This is a genomic window from Brevundimonas kwangchunensis, assembly GCF_039523815.1.
Classification (GTDB): domain Bacteria; phylum Pseudomonadota; class Alphaproteobacteria; order Caulobacterales; family Caulobacteraceae; genus Brevundimonas; species Brevundimonas kwangchunensis.
Genome location: NZ_BAAAGA010000001.1, coordinates 45,267 through 61,844, shown reverse-complemented (window position 1 = coordinate 61,844; position 16,578 = coordinate 45,267). Strand labels below are relative to the sequence as shown.

Below are 16,578 nucleotides of genomic sequence, written 5' to 3'. Positions count from 1 at the left end.
CGGTTCGACCGTCGGCCGCTTCGCTTTCCTCCAGACAATCGAGGTTTCCAATGACCGCACCGGTGAGCCTCACCGAGGCGAAGCTGTTCCTGCGCGTCGAGCATGGCGCGGAGGACGGGCTGATCCAGACGCTGATCGATGCGGCGCGGGCGCGGGTGGAGGGGGAGGTGGGGCTGAGCCTGACATCGACCTCGCCGGCGCCGCTGAGGCTGGCGATCCTGATGCTGACCCTGCGCGCCTATGAGCGGGAGGGGAGCGAGATGACGACCGGGCCGGTGGAGGCGTGGATCGCGCCGTACCGGGTGGTGCGGCTGTGAGGGCGCTGGCAGGACTGTTCGAGGCCATCGAGGCCGAGACGCCGTATGGCGGCCGCAGCGTGACCTATGAGCCGGTCGGCTCGGCCTGGCTGAAGCTGGGCGCACGGAGGCGGCGCGAGCGGACCGAGGCCGGGGTGACGCGCGGCGTCGAGACGGTGACGGCGGAGACCCGATCCGATCCGAGGCTGACCGTCGGGCGCGTGCTGCGCTTCGGCGGGACCGATTGGCGGATCAAGACCGTCGAGAGCGTGGGCGGGCGCGCCATCCTGACTCTGGAGCGGATGCGATGAGCCACGAACTGGCCCTGCAGAAGGCCCTGATCGCGCATCTGAAGGCGGATGACGGTGTGGCCGCGATCCTGGGCGCGCGGATCGTGGACGGTCCGTCGGACGGGACGCCCGTGCCGCATCTGCAGATCGGGCGGTGCGAGAGCCGGCCGCTGCGGGCGGAGGGCGGTGACGTTGAGCAGATGCTGACCCTGACGATCACCTCCGACTTTCGCGGAACCGAGGAGGCCAAGGCGGCGATGGCGGCGGTGCGGCTGGCGCTGTCGGACACGACGCTGGAGGCAGACGGAATCAGGACGGCAAGCCTGGGCGTGCGGTTCGCCGACGTCCGGACCTCGCCCGACGGACACAGAACCCATGCGGTGCTGCGCGTGCGCGCCGTGACAGAGGAGGCGTGAGATGGCGGTGCAGAAGGGCAGGGACATCCTGCTGAAGATCGCGGGCGCGGGCGGCGGCTTTGTCACCGTGGCCGGACTGAGGGCGCGAACGATCGCGCTGAACGCCCGAACGGTGGACGCGACCGACGGCGACAGCGCCGGGCGATGGCGCGAGCTGCTGGCCGGGGCGGGAGTGAAGTCGGCGGCGGTCAGCGGGCAGGGCATCTTCCGGGACGCGGAAGCCGACGCCCTGATCCGCGAGGCCTTCTTCTCGCAGGCGGCGCAGACGTGGCGGCTTATCGTGCCGGACTTCGGCCAGCTGGAAGGGCGATTCCTGGTCTCGGCGCTGGAGTACGCCGGCGAGCACGAGGGCGAGGCGACGTTCGCGATCAGCCTGGCCAGCGCCGGCGAGATCACCTTCGAGGCGCTCTGATGAACGGGGCGAGGGGTGAGATCGAGGCGATGCTGGCGGGGGCGGCTCGCCGGCTGTGCCTGACGCTGGGGGCGCTGGCGGAGATCGAGACGGCGCTGGGCGTCGAGGGTCTGGGAGCGCTCGCGGAGCGGATGCGCAAGCTGTCGGCGCGGGATCTGGCCGTGGTGCTGGCCGCCTTGCTGCGCGGGGGCGGCGAGGGGGAGCTGGCTGACGGACTGGGTGAGACGGCTGTCGATCCGAAGGCAGCGGCCGAGGCCGTGGCGCGGGCGTTCGCGGCCGCGGCGGGATGACGCCCTGGCCCGCGATGATGCGGACGGCGGCGATGCTGGGCGTCGGGCCGGAGGCCTTCTGGCGGCTGTCGTTGCGCGAGTGGCGATGGCTGACGGCGGCGCCGGAGGGTGTGCGGCCGATGAGGTGGGATGAACTGAAACGACTGACGGAGGCGTGGCCCGATGAACGAGACGTTCGAGGGGGATGATGTGCCGCGCAGGGCGGCGGAGGCCGCGGCGGCGCTGGACGCCTTGCGCGAGCCGGCGGAGCGGGCGGCGGATGCGATCGACTGGGCCTTCGCGCGGGCGGGCGACAGTCTGAGCCGGTCGCTGGCGCGGGCGGCGGCCGATGGCGAGGTGAGCTTGGCCGAGCTGGCCAAGGCGGTGCTGTCGGCGGTAAATGCGGCGGGGGGCGTGAAGGGCGGTGGATTGTCCGAGGCGATCGCCCGGGCCGTGGGCGGGCTGTTCTCGGGCAGTCGGGCCGACGGCGGGCCGGTGCAGGGCGGCGGCGCCTATCTGGTCGGCGAGCGTGGGCCGGAGGTGTTCCGGCCGACGGGCGCGGGGACGATCGAGCCGGTTGGTGGAGGCGGCGTGACGGTCAATGTACGGGTGGACGGCGGCGCACAGGGGCTGCTGCGCTCGGAAGCCCAGATCGCCCAGACGCTGGCTCGCGCGGTCAGCCTCGGCGCGCGGAGGCTGTGATGAACTTCCATGAAGCGAGATTGCCGGCGCGATTGGCGTTCGGGTCGACCGGCGGCGTCGAGCGGCGAACGGAGGTGGTGACGCTGGCGTCCGGGTACGAGCGGCGGTCGACGCCGTGGGCTGCGGGGCGGCGACGTTATCTGATCGGGGCGAACCTGAGGTCGCTGGACGACGTGGCGGCGCTGACGGACTTCTTCGAGGCACGGCGGGGGCGGCTGTACGGGTTCCGGTTCCGGGACTTCGCCGACTTCCGCTCCTGTCCGCCGGGGGCGACGCCCGGGGCTCTGGATCAGGTGCTGGGCGAGGGCGACGGGAGCCGGACGACGTTCATCCTGGTGAAACGCTACGGCGAGGGTGACGACGGTTGGGTGCGGACGATCGCCAAGCCGGTAGAGGGGACGGTGCGGGTCGCCGTGGACGGCGCCGAGGTCGAGGATTTCGAGGTCGAGACGATGACCGGGCTGGTGACACTGGCGGTCGCGCCGGCGGAGGGGGCGACGGTGACGGCGGGGTTCGAGTTCGACACGCCGGTGCGGTTCGACGCCGACCGGATCGAGGTGACGCTGGAGAGCTTCGAGGCCGGGCGGATGGCCGCCGTACCTCTGATCGAGGTCAGGACCTAGGACCATGCGCGACATTCCGGAGGAACTGACCGCCCGCATCGAGAGCGGGGCGGCGACGCTGTGCCATGTCTGGATCGTCAGGTGCGGCGACGGCGTGGAGATGGGTTTCACCGATCACGACCGGGATCTGGTCATTGAGGACGTGACCTGTCGGGCGGGAAGCGGCTGGACGGCGGGCGCCGTCGAGGGCGGCGCGGGGCTGGCGGCGGGCAGCGCCTCCGCGGCCGGCGGACTGGATGACGACGGCGTCACCGAGGCGGACATTGCGAACGGCCTGTTCGATGGGGCGTCGGTGGATCTGTGGCGCGTGGACTGGGCGCGGCCGGACCTGAAGGTGCGCCTGTGGGCCGGGCGAATGGCGCGGATCCGGCGCGAGGGCGGGGCCTTCGTCGCCGATCTGGAAGGGCCGATGGCGGCGCTGGAGCGGGTGGTCGGGCGAACCTGCGGGCGGGACTGCGATGCGACGCTGGGCGACGCACGGTGCCGGGTGGATGTGAGCGAATTTCCGGGGCTGAGCTGTGATCGGCGGTGGGCGACCTGCGTCGGGACGTTCGGCAATGGCGTCAACTTCCAGGGCTTTCCGGACATTCCCGGCGACGATTTCCTGATGGCGACGCCGGTCGAGGGCGGGCGCAATGATGGCGGGAGCCGGCGATGAGCGCGCGTGCTGTCGAGATCGCGCGGGGCTGGATCGGGACGCGCTACGAGCATCAGGCGAGCCTGAAGGGCGAGGGGGCGGATTGCCTGGGGCTGGTGCGCGGGGTCTGGCGGGAGCTGATCGGGGCGGAGCCGGAGGCGTTGCCGCCCTACAGCTGGGACTGGGCCGAGGTCGGCGGGGCGGAGACCCTGCTGGAGGCGGCGCGGCGGTGGCTGGTGGAAATCCCGGTCGGCGAGGCGAGGCCGGGCGATGTCCTGCTGTTCCGCATGGCGCCGGGGTGCGCGGCGAAGCACTGCGCGATCCTGAGTTCGCAGGACGGGCAGGGGCGGATGATCCACGCCTATTGGGGTCGAGCAGTGATCGAGACCTGGCTGGGCGACTGGTGGTGGAAGCGGCTGGCAGCAGTGTTCCGCTTCCCATCAACGGCGGAGGCATAAATGGCGCAAGTTATCCTTGGCGCGGTCGGCGGGGCCGTGGGCGGGCCATCGGGCGCGGCGATCGGCGGACTGCTGGGACGGAGCGTCGATCAGTGGGCGATCGCGGGGCTGGAGCCAGCGCGGCAGCGCGGCCCTCGTCTGGAGGCGCTGAAGGTGCAGGGCACGGCGGAGGGGGCGCCGCTGGCCTGTGTGTTCGGGCGGGCGCGGGTGACCGGGCAGGTGATCTGGGCGGCGCGCTTTCGCGAGAGTCGGACGACGCGCCGGGGCGGCAAGGGCGGGCCGCGGACGACGGAATACGGCTATTTACTGAGCTTCGCCGTGGCCCTGTGCGAAGGCGAGATCGATGGCGTCGGGCGCGTCTGGGCTGACGGACAGGCGATGGACCTGACCGGGGTGGCGATGCGGCTGCATCGCGGCGGCGTGGATCAGGCGCCTGATCCTCTCATCGAAGCTGTCGAGGGCGAGGCCTCCGCCTATCGTGGGGTCGCCTATGTGGTGTTCGAGGACCTGCCGCTGGGGCCGTTCGGCAATCGCGTGCCGCAGCTGGCGTTCGAGGTATTCAACCGACCGCGCGGGAGCAAGCCGAGGCTGGAGGACCGGCTGGAGGGCGTGTGCCTTATCCCCGGGGCGGGGGAGTTCGTGTTGGCGACGGACGTGGTCATGCGGCGCGAGGGGCTGACGCGGACGGCGGCGGAGAACCTGCATGGCGGAGATGGGCGGGTGGACTTGCTGGTGTCGCTGGATCAGCTGCAGGCCCAGTGCCCGAATCTGAAGCGGGTCAGTCTGGTAATCGGCTGGTTCGGGACGGATGTGCGCGCGGCGGAGTGCCGGGTGCGGCCGGGCGTGGAGCGGCGGGACAAGCCGACGGAGCCTTTCGCCTGGTCGGTGGCCGGGCTTGAGCGACATGAGGCGCATCTGATCAGCCGGGCGGCGGGATCGGATGCTCCGGCCTATGGCGGAACACCGTCGGACGGGAGCGTGCGGCAGGCGGTGGCGGAGCTGAAGGCGCGGGGGCTGGAAGTGACGCTGTATCCCTTCGTCTTCATGGACGCGCCCGGCTATCCGTGGCGCGGGCGTGTGGCGGGGCGGGATGGCGCGCAAGCCGGCGTGGATGTGGCGGCGATGTTTGGCGCGGCGGATGGCTGGGGCCTGCGTCGGATGGCGCTGCACTATGCAGAGCTCGCGGCGGAAACGGGCGCGGACGGGCTGCTGATCGGCTCGGAGATGCGCGGGCTGACGCTGACACGGGATGCAGACGGCGGCTTCCCGGCGGTTGAGGCGTTCCGGACGTTGGCGGCGGAGTGCCGGACGGTGGTCGGGCCGGGCGTGAAACTGAGCTATGCGGCGGACTGGTCGGAGTATGCGGGGCTGCGCGCGGGGGACGAGGCCCGGTTTCATCTCGATCCGCTGTGGGCCGATCCAGCGATCGATTACATCGGCATCGACTGGTACCCGCCGCTGGGCGACTGGCGAGCGGGGGACGGCGGCGTCGACGGGGCGACCTGGGCCGGGCCGGACGATGCGGGCTATCTGGCGGCTCAGGTCGCGGGGGGCGAGGGGTTCGACTGGTTCTACACGTCGGACGCGGACCGTGCCGCGCAGGTGCGCACGCCCATCGTGGACACGGCGCACGGCGAGCACTGGCTGTATCGGGTGAAGGACTTGGCCGGTTGGTGGAGCCATGCACACCACGACCGGATCGCGGGCGTGCGGCAGGCGGCGCCGACCGCGTGGATGCCGGGGATGAAGCCGATCCGGCTGACGGAGTTCGGCTGCGCGGCGGTCGACCGGGGCGGCAATGCGCCGAACCTGTTTCAGGACCCGAAGAGCACCGAGAACGCCCTACCGCCGCACTCGACCGGCGCGCGGGACGACAGGATGCAGCGCCGGGCGATGGAGGCGCTGCTGAACCACCATGCCGGCAGCGCGATGGTTGAGGCGATGGACGCTTGGTGCTGGGATGCGCGGCCGTGGCCGGCGTTTCCGGGACGAGCGGATGTCTGGGCCGATGCGGGGGCATGGCGGACGGGGCACTGGCTGAACGGGCGATTGGGCGGCGAGACGCGGGACCTGATCGCGGCGATCCTGACGCGGGGCGGGCTTGAGCCGACGGCATTCGAGGTCGCGGCGGTCGGTGATGGTATTGACGGGTATGTGATCGACCGGCCGATGCGCACGCGTGACGCGCTGGAACCGCTGTTGTCGGCGCTGGGGCTGACGGCGGCGGAGCGCGGCGGGTGTGTTTCGATCTCCGGGGATGAGGCGGTGCCCCGAGTGTTGGAGCTGGATGCGCTTGCGCTCGACGACGAAGGTGTGGCGGTGAAGGCGGAGCGGGTGCTTGAGCGGCAGCCGCGGGAGGCGCGGGTGCGCTTCATCGATGGCGGGGCGGACTATCAGACCGGCTCAGCGACGGCGCGGCAGGCAGGCGAGGGCGGCGGGGTCGACCTGGCCCTGTCGGCGGTGTGCACGGCGGCGACCGGGCGGGCGGTGGCGGAGCGGGCGCTGGCGACGGCGGGCGGCGAGCGGCTGACAGTGCGGCCGGGGCCGCTGGAACTGTTGGCGCTGGAGCCGGGCGATGTGGTGGCGGTCGAGGGACGCGAGGGCGACTGGCGCGTGGCGCGGCTGGATCTGGACGAGACGCCGACGGCGGTGCTGGAGCCGGTGGTGCGGGTGGCGGCAGCCGGGGATTTCGGTGACGCTGTCAGGCCGCCGGAGCCGCCGGCGAGGCCGGGCGCGCCGTTCTTCCGGATGATCGAACTGCCGCCGCTGATCGGGAGTGAAGTGGACGGGCTGCCACTGGCGGTGGTCGCGGGCGATCCGTGGCGGCCGATGACGGTCTGGGCGGGGCTGGCCGTGGACGCGCTGACGGCGCGTGGCGAGGTCGCGGCGCCGGCGACGGTGGGGACGTTGGTCGAGCCGCTGGGGCCGGGCTTGCGCAACCGGGTCGATGGGCGGAACAGCCTGCTGGTGCGGATCGAGGGGTGGTCGCCGGAGAGCCGGAGCGTGACGGCGGTGCTGGCAGGGGCGAATGCGGTGGCGATCGAGACGGCGGCGGGTTGGGAGATCGTGCAGTTCCGGACGGCGACACTCGTCGGCGGCGATGTCTGGCGGCTGTCGGGACTATTGAGGGCGCAGCAGGGGACCGACGAGGCCATGCGGGTCGGAGCGCCGGCTGGAGCTCTGGTCGTGGTGCTGGACGCGCAGATGCCGAGGGTCGAGCTGGCAGGCGGCGAGCGCGGGCTGCCGCTGATCTGGCGGGTCGCACCGATGGGGGCTCCGGCGGGCGGGGCGGGCGTCAGCGAGGTGACCTGGGCGGCGACGGGCGTGCACGGGCGGCCGTGGAGCCCGGCTCATCTGAAGATGAAGATGCGGGCGGATGGCGGACGGGATCTGTCGTGGATCACGCGGAGCCGGATCGACGGGGATCGCTGGGACGGGGAGGTGGCGTCTTCCGATCCGATGCGGTTCCGGGTGCGGGTTCTGGATGGTGAGGCCGTGGTGCGGTCGTGGGAGATCGAGGGGGCGTCGACGGTTTACCGGACTGATGAGCTGACGGCGGACTTTCCGGACGGTCTGCCCGAGGGCGCGCGGCTGGCGGTCGCGCAATGGGGCGAGGGGTACGGCTGGGGCGCGGAGGCCTCGATCGCGTTGATCTGAAGGAAAAGGCGCGGCTGCGGTTTGCGGAATCCCGGCGATGGCCTAACTGTCGGGCTCCATTTTTCTGCGGAGCAGCATTCGACGTGGCGGGCGATCCCTACAAGGAATTGGGCGTGGCCCGGGGCGCGAGCCAGGACGAGATCAAGAAGGCGTTCCGCAAGCTCGCCAAGGATCTGCACCCCGACAAGAACCCCGGCGACAAGGCCGCGGAGGATCGCTTCAAGCGGATCACCGCCGCCTTCGATTTGCTGGGCGATGCCGAGAAGCGTGCGAAGTTCGATCGCGGCGAGATCGACGCGGACGGCCGCGAGCAGTTCCGCGGCTTCGGTGGCGGTGGAGGCGGCGGTCGTCCGTTCGGGCAGGGGGGCAATCCCTTCGGTCAGGGTGGCGGACAGCGCGGCGCGGGCTTTGAGAATATCGATCTGGACGAGCTGTTCGGCATGTTCGGCGGTGGTGGTCGGGCGGCCGGTGCCGCGCGTGGCGGCGGCTTCTCGCCCAAGGGACAGGACCTGCGGGCGACGCTGGAGATCAGTCTGGAGGACTCGATCTCGGGCGCGACGCGGCGGATCCAGTTCTCGGATGGGCGGACGCTGGATGTTGCTATTCCCAAGGGCGCGGGCGACGGACAGACGATCCGGCTGAAGGGCCAGGGCGCGCCCGGTCGCGGCGGCGAGAACGGCGACGCGCTGATCGAGCTGAAGGTGACGCCGCACCCGGTCTTCACGCGCGACGGCGCGGACCTGACGATGGACCAGCCGGTGCCGCTGTACGACGCGGTGCTGGGCGGCAAGGTGCCGGTGCGGACGCCGGAGGGCACAGTCAGCCTGACCATTCCGAAAGGCTCGAACTCGGGCAAGGTCATGCGCCTGAAGGGGCGCGGAGCCTTCGCCAACGGCAAGCGCGGCGACCTGCTGGCCAGGCTGATGATCGTCCTGCCCGAGAACGACGAGGCGCTGGACAAGCTGGCGCAGAAGGTCCGGGACGCCGGTCCGATCCGGCCGTTCAGGGACTGAGACGATGAGCGGCAAGCCGAACCTGAAACCCGCCCGCCCATGGTTCTCGTCCGGACCGACGGCCAAGCGGCCGGGTTGGTCCAGTCAGGCGCTGTCGCATGAGCTGCTGGGCCGTGGCATCCGCGCGCCGGAGGTGGTGGCGCGGTTCGCGCACGGACTGAAGCTGACCCGCGAACTGCTGCAGGTCCCGGCCGACTGGGTGCTGGTCTATGTGCCCGGCTCGGACACCGGGGCGGTCGAGGCCGCCATGTGGTCGATGCTGGGCGAGCGACCGGTCCAGGTGCTGGCCTATGAGAATTTCGGCAAGGTCTGGGCGACCGACGCGAAGTCCCATCTGAAGCTGGAGCCGGAGGTGCTGGAAGCGCCCTGGGGCCGGTTCCCGGACGTGTCCAAGGTCGATCCGAAGAAGGATCTGGTCTTCCCGTGGAACGGCACGACCTCGGGCGTGAAGGCGCCGGGCGCGGACTGGATTTCCGACGAGCGCGAAGGCCTCGTGATCTGTGACGCCACCTCGGCGGCCTTCGCCATGCCTCTGCCGTGGCCGAAGCTGGATGTGGTGACGTTCAGCTTCCAGAAGGCGCTGGGCGGTGAGGCCGGGCTGGGCGTCGCGGCGCTGTCGCCACGAGCGGTGGAGCGTTTGGATCGCTATGCGGCGCCGCGCAGCGTGCCCAAGGTGCTGCGCCTGCGCGATGACAAGGGGTTCGACCGGACGCTGGCGACCGGGTCGATGATCAACACCTTCTCGGTCTGGACGCTGGAAGACTGGATTGACGCGGTTGAGTGGGCGCTGGCCGCCGGAGGGCTGGCGGCGTTGATCGCCCGCACCGACGCCAATGCCGCCGCTCTGGATGCGTGGGTGCAGCGGACGCCGTGGGTCGAGTATCTGGCGGAGACGCCGGACATCCGCTCGACGACCTCGGTCTGCCTGAAGGTCGTGGATCCGCGCGTCGAGGCGATGAATGACGATACGCGCCGCGCGCTGGTCACCCGCATGAAGGCGCTGGTCGAGGACGAGGGCGCGGCGTTCGACATCGAGGGGCACCGAAACGCCCCGGCCGGGCTGCGCGTCTGGTGCGGCTGCACGGTCGAGACCGCGGATATCGAGGCATTGACGCCCTGGATGGATTGGGCGTTCGAGACGGCGATCGCGGAATAATCCGTCTTCGGCGCGACACCCGGCGATTCCCCCGCTATAGGCTGCGCCCGCATTCCGAAAATCGGTCAGCGGAGAGTGAACCTTGGCGAACGTCGCGGTGGTCGGCGCCCAGTGGGGCGACGAGGGCAAGGGCAAGATCGTCGACTGGCTGTCGAACCGCGCGGATGCGGTGGTCCGCTTCCAGGGCGGGCACAACGCCGGTCATACGCTGGTCGTCGGAAATCAGGTCTACAAGCTGGCGCTGCTGCCGTCGGGCGTGGTGCAGGGCAAGCCGTCGATCATCGGCAACGGCGTCGTCGTCGATCCTTGGCACCTGGTGAAGGAGATCGAGGGCATCAAGGCGCAGGGCGTCGACATCAGCCCCGAGATCCTTACCGTCGCCGACAACGCCAGCCTGATCCTGCCGATCCACCCGGCGCTGGACGTGGCGCGCGAGGCGGCCGCCAGCGCGCCGGGCGCGAAGATCGGCACCACGGGCCGCGGCATCGGCCCGGCCTATGAGGACAAGGTCGGCCGGCGCGCGATCCGCGTCTGCGACCTGGCCAACGAGGACGACCTGAAGGTCAAGATCGAGCGCCTGCGTTCGCACCATGACCCGCTGCGCGCCGGTCTGGGGCTGGAGCCGATCGATCCGGAGGCGCTGCTGGCGCAACTTCTGGAGATCGCGCCGAAGATCCTGCCCTATGTGAAGCCGGCATGGCGCGTGCTGGACGGCATGCAGAAGAGCGGCAAGCGAGTGCTGTTCGAGGGCGCGCAGGGCGCGTTCCTGGACGTGGACCACGGGACCTATCCCTATGTGACCAGCTCCAACACCGTCGCCGGTCAGGCCGCGGCGGGTTCGGGTATCGGACCGCGCGGCGTCGGCTACGTGCTTGGCATCGTGAAGGCCTACACGACCCGCGTGGGCGAGGGGCCGTTCGCCTGCGAACTGCACGACGAGGTCGGCGAGCATCTGGCGACCGTGGGCCGGGAAGTCGGCGTGAACACGGGCCGGGCCCGCCGTTGCGGCTGGTTCGACGCGGTGCTGGTGCGCCAGTCGGTGGCGATCAACGGCATCGACGGCATCGCCCTGACGAAGCTGGATGTTCTGGACGGGCTGGAGACGCTGAAGATCTGCGTCGGCTATCGCGTGAACGGCGAGGTGCTGGACTATCTGCCGTCCAGCCTGAAGGAACAGGCGGCGGCCGAGCCGGTGTTCGAGGAGCTGGAAGGCTGGAGCGAGAGCACCGGCGGCGTGCGCAGTTTCAAGGACCTGAACGCCAACGCCATCAAGTATGTGCGCCGCATCGAGGAACTGATCGGCGCGCCGGTGGCCCTGCTGTCGACCAGCCCACAGCGGGACGACACGATCCTGATGCGCGACCCCTTCCTCGGGTAGTCCAGCAAAACCATAGCGTTCAAGCGGTTTTAACTAACAACCGCCAGGATGGAGGTTCCATCGGAGGGGCCTCCTTGTTCGCCATTGATCGTCGACTGCTGACCAAGCTCGAGCCCGTGGTGGCGCGGGCGCTGATCGTTGATCCGAACCCCCACGCCGCGCGCCTGCTGTACGACATCGTCAAGGCGCTGGGTGCGCGCGATGTGGTCACGGCGACCGATGAGTCGATGGCGATGAAGGCCGCAGCGGCGCTGGAGCCCGGCATCATCTTCACTGAACGTTCAGGCCCCGCGCTGGACGGCGAGAGCCTTGCGCGTCGTCTGCGTCGCTCGGATCTCGAGTGCCGCCGCGCGCCGATCATCATGATTACGACCGAGGCTACTGCGACCACCATTCTGGGCGCTCGGGACGCCGGCGTGCACGAGTTCCTGCGTAAGCCTTTCACCGGCGGCGATCTGCTGAAGCGGGTCGAGAACGTCGCGTTGAAGCCGCGCAACTGGATCGAGGCGGTCGGCTATGTCGGCCCTGATCGTCGGCGCTTCAACTCAGGTGAGTACTCCGGCCCCACCAAACGCCGCACTGACAAGGCGGCGACGGGAGCGGCGGCTGTCGATGAGGCCAGGGATCAGGCGATGCGGATCCTCGCGGCATCGCTGGACCAGTTCGATGCTGACCCGATGCAGGCCGTGCGCTCGATCCGCGAACAGGCCTCGGCGCTGAAAGCTGTGGCGATGAAGGCGTCAGACTCGCGTCTGGCCGTGGCGGTCGGTGCGCTGGAAGTCAGTCTGGCGTCCGGTCAGGCGACCAAGGAGACGCTGTCGGCGCCGATCGGGGGGCTGCTGGCCATGCATCAGGCGGCGGCGCCTGTGAAAAAGGCGGGCTAGAAGCCCGCCTTCGTCATTCTAGTGCGCTAACGCGAGCGACGCGGTCGCTCGCTGGTTGAGCGCGAGGCTCGCAAGCTGGTCGAAACTTTATGCGTCGACGAGGTTCCGTTCCTCGGCGGCGGCGCGCATGGCTTTCTGAAGCTTCTCGAAGGCGCGGACCTCGATCTGGCGGACGCGCTCGCGCGACACGCCGTACTGACCGGCGAGCTCTTCAAGCGTAACCGGGTCGTCCTTGAGGCGACGTTCGGTCAGGATGTGCTTCTCGCGATCGGTAAGCTCTTCCATGGCTTCCTGAAGCAGGCCCATGCGAAGCGACTTTTCCTCGCTTTCGGCCAGCGCGGTCTCCTGCGAGATCGCGTTGTCGTCGGCCAGCCAGTCCTGCCACTCGCTCTCGCCATCGGCGCGCAGCGGGGCGTTCAGCGAGGCGTCGCCGCCGAGGCGACGGTTCATGCTGATGACGTCCTCGTTGGTCACGCCCAGCTTGGTGGCGATGGCCTCGACGTGCGCGGGGTGCAGGTCGCCTTCCTCAAATGCCGAGATCTGGCTCTTGGCCTTACGCAGGTTGAAGAACAGCTTTTTCTGCGCGGCGGTGGTGCCCATCTTCACGAGCGACCAGCTGCGCAGGATGTATTCCTGGATGGACGCGCGGATCCACCACATGGCGTAGGTCGCCAGGCGGAAGCCCTTGTCCGGATCGAATTTCTTGACCGCCTGCATCAGGCCCACATTGCCCTCGGAGATCACCTCGCCGATCGGCAGGCCGTAGCCGCGATAACCCATGGCGATCTTGGCCACGAGGCGCAGGTGAGAGGTCACGAGACGATGCGCGGCCTCGGGGTCCTGGTGTTCCGTCCAGCGCTTGGCGAGCATGAACTCCTCGTCCTTCGCCAGCATCGGAAACTTGCGGATTTCAGTCAGGTATCGCGAAAGCCCCTGTTCAGGCGACATCACCGCGAGCGTGCTATTTGCCATCAGTCTGGTCCCTCCGACCGTATTCAACGAGCGGGTCCAACGGTAATGGCCACCGAATGTGCGCCATCGCCTCACCCCTCAACCGATGAGATAGGGTCGGGTTTCCGTCTTTGTCAGAGGCGGATCGTCACACGAAAGCGTGACCGTTGCCCCGGCGCCACTGCACCGAATGGAGGGGTATATAGCGGATAGTCAGTTCTTAATCAAGACTGACTATTGGAGCCCGAGAATCTGCCGGTAGGTCGGGTGCACGACGTCGGCGTGCTCGGGATGTTTCTGGAAATACGCCGAGAAGAACGGGCAGACCGGGAGGATCAGCAGTTTGCGCGCGCGGGCGTCGGCGATGACGTGCTTCGCCAGACGGCTGGCGAGGCCCTGACCTTCCAGTGGGATGGGCACCAGCGTCTCGGTGATCATCAGATTGGGTTCGGACAGGTTGTAGGTAACCACGGCCACCTCGTTTCCGACCTTGAGCTCGTACCGCTTGGCCTCGGCGTTGTCGTGGATCTCGGGGTCGAGGGCGTCGGTCATTGATGGTCCTTCGGGGTCAGAGGGCGGAGAGGAGGGCTTCCAGCGCGAGCATATCTTCCGGGGGCGAGGTCTCGAAGCGGAGCTGTTCACCCGTCACCGGGTGAACGAAACCGAGAACGGCGGCGTGGAGGGCCTGCCGCGCCAAGCCGGCTTCGGCGATGGCGGCGCGGACGGGCGCGGCGGGGCTTCCCGAACCGTAGACGGGATCGCCGAGGATGGGGGCGCCCTTTGAGGCGAGATGCACGCGGATCTGGTGAGTGCGGCCGGTGTGCAGGGTGCAGGCCACGCGGGCCGTCAGCGGGGCTCCGCCGGCGCGGGCGGGCTCTCCGAAGGTGGTCTGAACGACATAGTCGGTGATGGCGTTGCGCCCGCCGGACTTGAGCACAGCCATTTTCTTGCGGTCGGAGGTCGAGCGGCCGATCTGCGTCTCTATTCGGCCTTTCGCGGGCGAGGGCGCGCCGCGGGTCAGGGCGATGTAGGTGCGTTCGATGTCGTGGGCCGCGAACTGGGCGGACAAGCCGGCGTGGGCGCGATCCGTCTTGGCGGCGACCATGACGCCGGAGGTGTCCTTGTCGAGCCGGTGGACGATGCCGGGCCGGGCCACGCCGCCGATGCCGGACAGGCTGTCGCCGCAGTGGGCCAGCAGGGCGTTGACCAGGGTGCCGGTCTCGCTGCCGGGAGCCGGGTGGGCGGCCATTCCGGCGGGCTTGTCGATGACGATCAGGTCCGCGTCCTCGTAGAGCACGGTCAGGGGGATCGCCTCGGGCTGAGGATCGGCGGGCGCTACCGGAGGCAGGGCTATGGCGTAGAGGCCCGGCGAGGCCTTGGCCGAACCGCTTGAGACAGGCTGACCGTCGCGCGTGACGGCATTCTCTGCGAGCAGGGCCTGAAGACGGGCGCGCGACAGGGTCGGGAAGGCTCCAGCAAGCGCCTTGTCCAGGCGCACGCCTCCGACCTCGATCCGCGCCTCGAGCACGGTGAGGTCTTCGTCCTCGGGATGAAGGGGTTCGTCCGACACTGCCGCTCGTCTTGCATGACGAAAGCCGACGCCGTCAAACCACAACCTTGGCCGTTGCCGGAATATCAGGCACGGTCGACTGTCTTCGGGGGAGGGCGCAATGCGCACATTTCTGATCGCAGGTCTGGCCGCAGGGGCGCTGTGTGCGCTGGGCAGCTGCGCGAGCATGAGCAAGGAAGAATGCCTGGCCGGCGACTGGACCGGTCGGGGCTACGCCGATGGCGCAGCTGGTGCGGCTCCGAGCCGGCTGGGTGAGCATGCCGAGGCGTGCGCAAAGCACGGCGTGGTCCCGGATGATGCATCCTATCGGAGCGGCTGGTCTCAGGGTGTCGTCACCTACTGCACGCCGGAACGCGGTTTCGCCGAAGGGCGCGAGGGCAATGGCTACGCCGGCGTCTGCCCGGCCGATCTGGCGGCGCGGTTCGTGCCGGCATGGGAAGACGGGCGCGTGATGTATGCGGCCGAATCCGCCGCCGAGAGCGCTCGCAGCACCGTCGACAGCCACGGCTCGCGGCTGGAGGAGCTGGACGACAAGCTGGAGGCCAAGCAGCGCGAGTTGCGTGCCGAGGGGCTGACGGACGAGCAGCGGGACGTTGTTCGCAACCGCATCCGGGAAATCCGGCAGGAGCGTGAGAATGAGGAGCGCGACTGGCGGCGGGCGCAGGACGCGCTGGACGAGGCGGAGCGCGAGGCGCGAGCCGTGCGTCGCCGCTTCGAAAGGATCTACGGCGGCTGGTGAGCCGCCGTAGCCTCAATCTGTGATCAGGCGGCGTTGGCCGCGGCGCCGCCGAAGTGCGGGTCCAGTTCGCCGGCGGCGTAGCGCTTGGCCATCTGGGCGGTCGACAGCGGCTTGATCTTGGAGGCCTGACCCTCACAGCCGAACTGCTGGTAGCGCTCGATGCACAGCTTGCGCATGGCTTCCTTGGCCGGCTTCAGATATGCGCGCGGGTCGAACTCGCCCGGCTTTTCGGCCAGCACCTTGCGGATGGCGCCGGTGATAGCCATCCGGTTGTCGGTGTCGATGTTGATCTTGCGCACGCCGTGCTTGATCCCGCGCTGGATTTCCTCGACCGGCACGCCCCAGGTCTGGGGCATCTGGCCGCCGTACTGGTTGATGACGTCCTGCAGGTCCTGCGGCACCGACGAGGAGCCGTGCATGACCAGATGGGTGTCCGGCAGGCGGCGGTGGATCTCCTCGATCACATTCATGGCCAGCACTTCGCCGTCCGGCTTGCGGCTGAACTTGTAGGCGCCGTGGCTGGTGCCCATGGCGATCGCCAAGGCGTCGACCTTCGTGGCGCGGACGAAATCGACGGCCTGATCCGGATCGGTCAGCAGGGCCGAGTGATCCAGCTTGCCCTCGAAGCCATGGCCGTCCTCGGCCTCGCCCATGCCGGTCTCCAGCGAGCCCAGCACGCCCAGCTCACCCTCGACCGAGACGCCGCACGAGTGGGCCATCTGGGTGACGCGACGGGTGACGTCGACGTTGTACTCGTAGCTGGCCGGGGTCTTGGCGTCCTCTTCCAGCGAGCCGTCCATCATCACCGAGGTGAAGCCGTACTGGATGGCGGTGGCGCAGGTCGCCGGGCCGTTGCCGTGGTCCTGGTGCATGCAGACCGGAATGTGCGGATAGAGCTCGGCGAGGGCGTCGATCAGCTTGGCCAGAACGATGTCGTTCGCGTAGCTGCGGGCGCCGCGCGAGGCCTGGATGATGACCGGCGCATTGACCTCGTGCGCGGCCTCCATGATGGCCAGGCCCTGCTCCATGTTGTTGATGTTGTACGCGGGCAGGCCGTAGCCTTCCTCGGCCGCGTGATCGAGCAGTTGCCGCAGCGTGATGCGCGCCATCAGGTATCTCCCAAGCCC

Annotated in this window: 20 protein-coding genes; 16 read left to right on the top strand and 4 right to left on the bottom strand. The window is 69.5% G+C overall.

The features are described 5' to 3' along the window. The first annotated feature begins 50 nt into the window (after positions 1-50). The 15 genes from ABDZ95_RS00340 (at position 51) to ABDZ95_RS00270 (ending at position 12,191) form a co-directional block, all read left to right on the top strand. Positions 51-317, top strand: a complete 267-nt coding sequence (locus tag ABDZ95_RS00340; protein WP_343788605.1) for a head-tail connector protein — start codon at positions 51-53, stop codon at positions 315-317. Continuing rightward, positions 284-607, top strand: a complete 324-nt coding sequence (locus ABDZ95_RS00335; protein WP_343788602.1) for a phage head completion protein — start codon at positions 284-286, stop codon at positions 605-607. Before ABDZ95_RS00340 ends, ABDZ95_RS00335 begins: the two co-directional genes overlap by 34 nt. Further along, positions 604-1,002 (top strand): DUF3168 domain-containing protein, encoded by a 399-nt coding sequence (locus tag ABDZ95_RS00330; protein ID WP_343788599.1) that lies wholly within the window; start codon positions 604-606, stop codon positions 1,000-1,002. The genes ABDZ95_RS00335 and ABDZ95_RS00330 overlap by 4 nt, the downstream gene beginning before the upstream one ends. A gap of 1 nt (position 1,003) precedes the next feature. Next, positions 1,004-1,414 carry a phage major tail protein, TP901-1 family gene (locus ABDZ95_RS00325; protein WP_343788596.1) on the top strand — a complete coding sequence of 137 codons (411 nt, stop codon included), beginning with the start codon at positions 1,004-1,006 and terminating at the stop codon, positions 1,412-1,414. After that, complete coding sequence (locus ABDZ95_RS00320) at positions 1,414-1,704, top strand: GTA-gp10 family protein (protein ID WP_343788593.1); 291 nt, start codon at positions 1,414-1,416, stop codon at positions 1,702-1,704. The genes ABDZ95_RS00325 and ABDZ95_RS00320 overlap by 1 nt, the downstream gene beginning before the upstream one ends. Next, complete coding sequence (locus tag ABDZ95_RS00315; RefSeq protein ID WP_343788590.1) at positions 1,701-1,892, top strand: phage tail assembly chaperone; 192 nt, start codon at positions 1,701-1,703, stop codon at positions 1,890-1,892. The genes ABDZ95_RS00320 and ABDZ95_RS00315 overlap by 4 nt, the downstream gene beginning before the upstream one ends. Then, a complete protein-coding gene (locus tag ABDZ95_RS00310; protein ID WP_343788587.1) occupies positions 1,867-2,385 on the top strand; it encodes a phage tail tape measure protein in 519 nt (172 codons plus the stop codon). Before ABDZ95_RS00315 ends, ABDZ95_RS00310 begins: the two co-directional genes overlap by 26 nt. Then, positions 2,385-3,008, top strand: coding sequence for a phage distal tail protein, Rcc01695 family (locus ABDZ95_RS00305; protein ID WP_343788584.1), 624 nt, complete (start codon positions 2,385-2,387; stop codon positions 3,006-3,008). Before ABDZ95_RS00310 ends, ABDZ95_RS00305 begins: the two co-directional genes overlap by 1 nt. A gap of 4 nt (positions 3,009-3,012) precedes the next feature. Next, positions 3,013-3,666: a baseplate hub domain-containing protein gene (locus ABDZ95_RS00300; RefSeq protein WP_343788581.1), complete on the top strand. Its 654-nt coding sequence runs from the start codon at positions 3,013-3,015 to the stop codon at positions 3,664-3,666. Further along, a complete protein-coding gene (locus ABDZ95_RS00295; RefSeq protein WP_343788577.1) occupies positions 3,663-4,103 on the top strand; it encodes an NlpC/P60 family protein in 441 nt (146 codons plus the stop codon). The genes ABDZ95_RS00300 and ABDZ95_RS00295 overlap by 4 nt, the downstream gene beginning before the upstream one ends. Then, positions 4,104-7,760: a baseplate multidomain protein megatron gene (locus tag ABDZ95_RS00290; protein WP_343788573.1), complete on the top strand. Its 3,657-nt coding sequence runs from the start codon at positions 4,104-4,106 to the stop codon at positions 7,758-7,760. Between the two features lie 83 nt (positions 7,761-7,843). Beyond that, on the top strand, positions 7,844-8,773 hold the full coding sequence (locus ABDZ95_RS00285) for a DnaJ C-terminal domain-containing protein (protein ID WP_343788570.1): 930 nt from the start codon (positions 7,844-7,846) through the stop codon (positions 8,771-8,773). A 4-nt stretch (positions 8,774-8,777) separates the two neighbouring features. Next, a complete protein-coding gene (locus ABDZ95_RS00280; protein WP_343788567.1) occupies positions 8,778-9,929 on the top strand; it encodes a phosphoserine transaminase in 1,152 nt (383 codons plus the stop codon). Between the two features lie 82 nt (positions 9,930-10,011). After that, on the top strand, positions 10,012-11,307 hold the full coding sequence (locus tag ABDZ95_RS00275; RefSeq protein ID WP_343788564.1) for an adenylosuccinate synthase: 1,296 nt from the start codon (positions 10,012-10,014) through the stop codon (positions 11,305-11,307). 74 nt (positions 11,308-11,381) lie between these two features. Continuing rightward, positions 11,382-12,191, top strand: coding sequence for a response regulator (locus tag ABDZ95_RS00270; protein ID WP_343788561.1), 810 nt, complete (start codon positions 11,382-11,384; stop codon positions 12,189-12,191). A gap of 87 nt (positions 12,192-12,278) precedes the next feature. Here ABDZ95_RS00270 and rpoH read toward each other — a convergent pair whose 3' ends face one another. The 3 genes from rpoH to ABDZ95_RS00255 form a co-directional block, all read right to left on the bottom strand. Beyond that, on the bottom strand, positions 12,279-13,163 hold the full coding sequence (rpoH, locus tag ABDZ95_RS00265; protein WP_343788558.1) for an RNA polymerase sigma factor RpoH: 885 nt from the start codon (positions 13,161-13,163) through the stop codon (positions 12,279-12,281). A gap of 213 nt (positions 13,164-13,376) precedes the next feature. Beyond that, positions 13,377-13,694, bottom strand: a complete 318-nt coding sequence (locus ABDZ95_RS00260; RefSeq protein WP_343788555.1) for a GNAT family N-acetyltransferase — start codon at positions 13,692-13,694, stop codon at positions 13,377-13,379. A 16-nt stretch (positions 13,695-13,710) separates the two neighbouring features. Beyond that, on the bottom strand, positions 13,711-14,712 hold the full coding sequence (locus ABDZ95_RS00255; protein ID WP_425542917.1) for an RluA family pseudouridine synthase: 1,002 nt from the start codon (positions 14,710-14,712) through the stop codon (positions 13,711-13,713). A 100-nt stretch (positions 14,713-14,812) separates the two neighbouring features. On the opposite strand from ABDZ95_RS00255, the gene ABDZ95_RS00250 reads away from it, so the two are divergent. Then, a complete protein-coding gene (locus ABDZ95_RS00250; protein WP_343788552.1) occupies positions 14,813-15,451 on the top strand; it encodes a DUF2799 domain-containing protein in 639 nt (212 codons plus the stop codon). Between the two features lie 23 nt (positions 15,452-15,474). Here ABDZ95_RS00250 and fba read toward each other — a convergent pair whose 3' ends face one another. Then, a complete protein-coding gene (gene fba / locus ABDZ95_RS00245) occupies positions 15,475-16,560 on the bottom strand; it encodes a class II fructose-bisphosphate aldolase (protein WP_343788549.1) in 1,086 nt (361 codons plus the stop codon). Positions 16,561-16,578: the final 18 nt, after the last annotated feature.

What these genes read in the sequence shown, in the direction of transcription:
- ABDZ95_RS00280 (WP_343788567.1), top strand. Translation starts at nt 8,778, where the DNA reads ATGAGCGGCAAGCCGAACCTGAAACCCGCCCGCCCATGGTTCTCGTCC.
- ABDZ95_RS00295 (WP_343788577.1), top strand. Translation starts at nt 3,663, where the DNA reads ATGAGCGCGCGTGCTGTCGAGATCGCGCGGGGCTGGATCGGGACGCGC.
- ABDZ95_RS00340 (WP_343788605.1), top strand. Translation starts at nt 51, where the DNA reads ATGACCGCACCGGTGAGCCTCACCGAGGCGAAGCTGTTCCTGCGCGTC.
- ABDZ95_RS00330 (WP_343788599.1), top strand. Translation starts at nt 604, where the DNA reads ATGAGCCACGAACTGGCCCTGCAGAAGGCCCTGATCGCGCATCTGAAG.
- ABDZ95_RS00290 (WP_343788573.1), top strand. Translation starts at nt 4,104, where the DNA reads ATGGCGCAAGTTATCCTTGGCGCGGTCGGCGGGGCCGTGGGCGGGCCA.
- ABDZ95_RS00310 (WP_343788587.1), top strand. Translation starts at nt 1,867, where the DNA reads ATGAACGAGACGTTCGAGGGGGATGATGTGCCGCGCAGGGCGGCGGAG.
- ABDZ95_RS00300 (WP_343788581.1), top strand. Translation starts at nt 3,013, where the DNA reads ATGCGCGACATTCCGGAGGAACTGACCGCCCGCATCGAGAGCGGGGCG.
- ABDZ95_RS00250 (WP_343788552.1), top strand. Translation starts at nt 14,813, where the DNA reads ATGCGCACATTTCTGATCGCAGGTCTGGCCGCAGGGGCGCTGTGTGCG.
- ABDZ95_RS00320 (WP_343788593.1), top strand. Translation starts at nt 1,414, where the DNA reads ATGAACGGGGCGAGGGGTGAGATCGAGGCGATGCTGGCGGGGGCGGCT.
- rpoH (WP_343788558.1), bottom strand. Translation starts at nt 13,163, where the DNA reads ATGGCAAATAGCACGCTCGCGGTGATGTCGCCTGAACAGGGGCTTTCG.
- ABDZ95_RS00305 (WP_343788584.1), top strand. Translation starts at nt 2,385, where the DNA reads ATGAACTTCCATGAAGCGAGATTGCCGGCGCGATTGGCGTTCGGGTCG.
- ABDZ95_RS00325 (WP_343788596.1), top strand. Translation starts at nt 1,004, where the DNA reads ATGGCGGTGCAGAAGGGCAGGGACATCCTGCTGAAGATCGCGGGCGCG.
- ABDZ95_RS00315 (WP_343788590.1), top strand. Translation starts at nt 1,701, where the DNA reads ATGACGCCCTGGCCCGCGATGATGCGGACGGCGGCGATGCTGGGCGTC.
- ABDZ95_RS00260 (WP_343788555.1), bottom strand. Translation starts at nt 13,694, where the DNA reads ATGACCGACGCCCTCGACCCCGAGATCCACGACAACGCCGAGGCCAAG.
- fba (WP_343788549.1), bottom strand. Translation starts at nt 16,560, where the DNA reads ATGGCGCGCATCACGCTGCGGCAACTGCTCGATCACGCGGCCGAGGAA.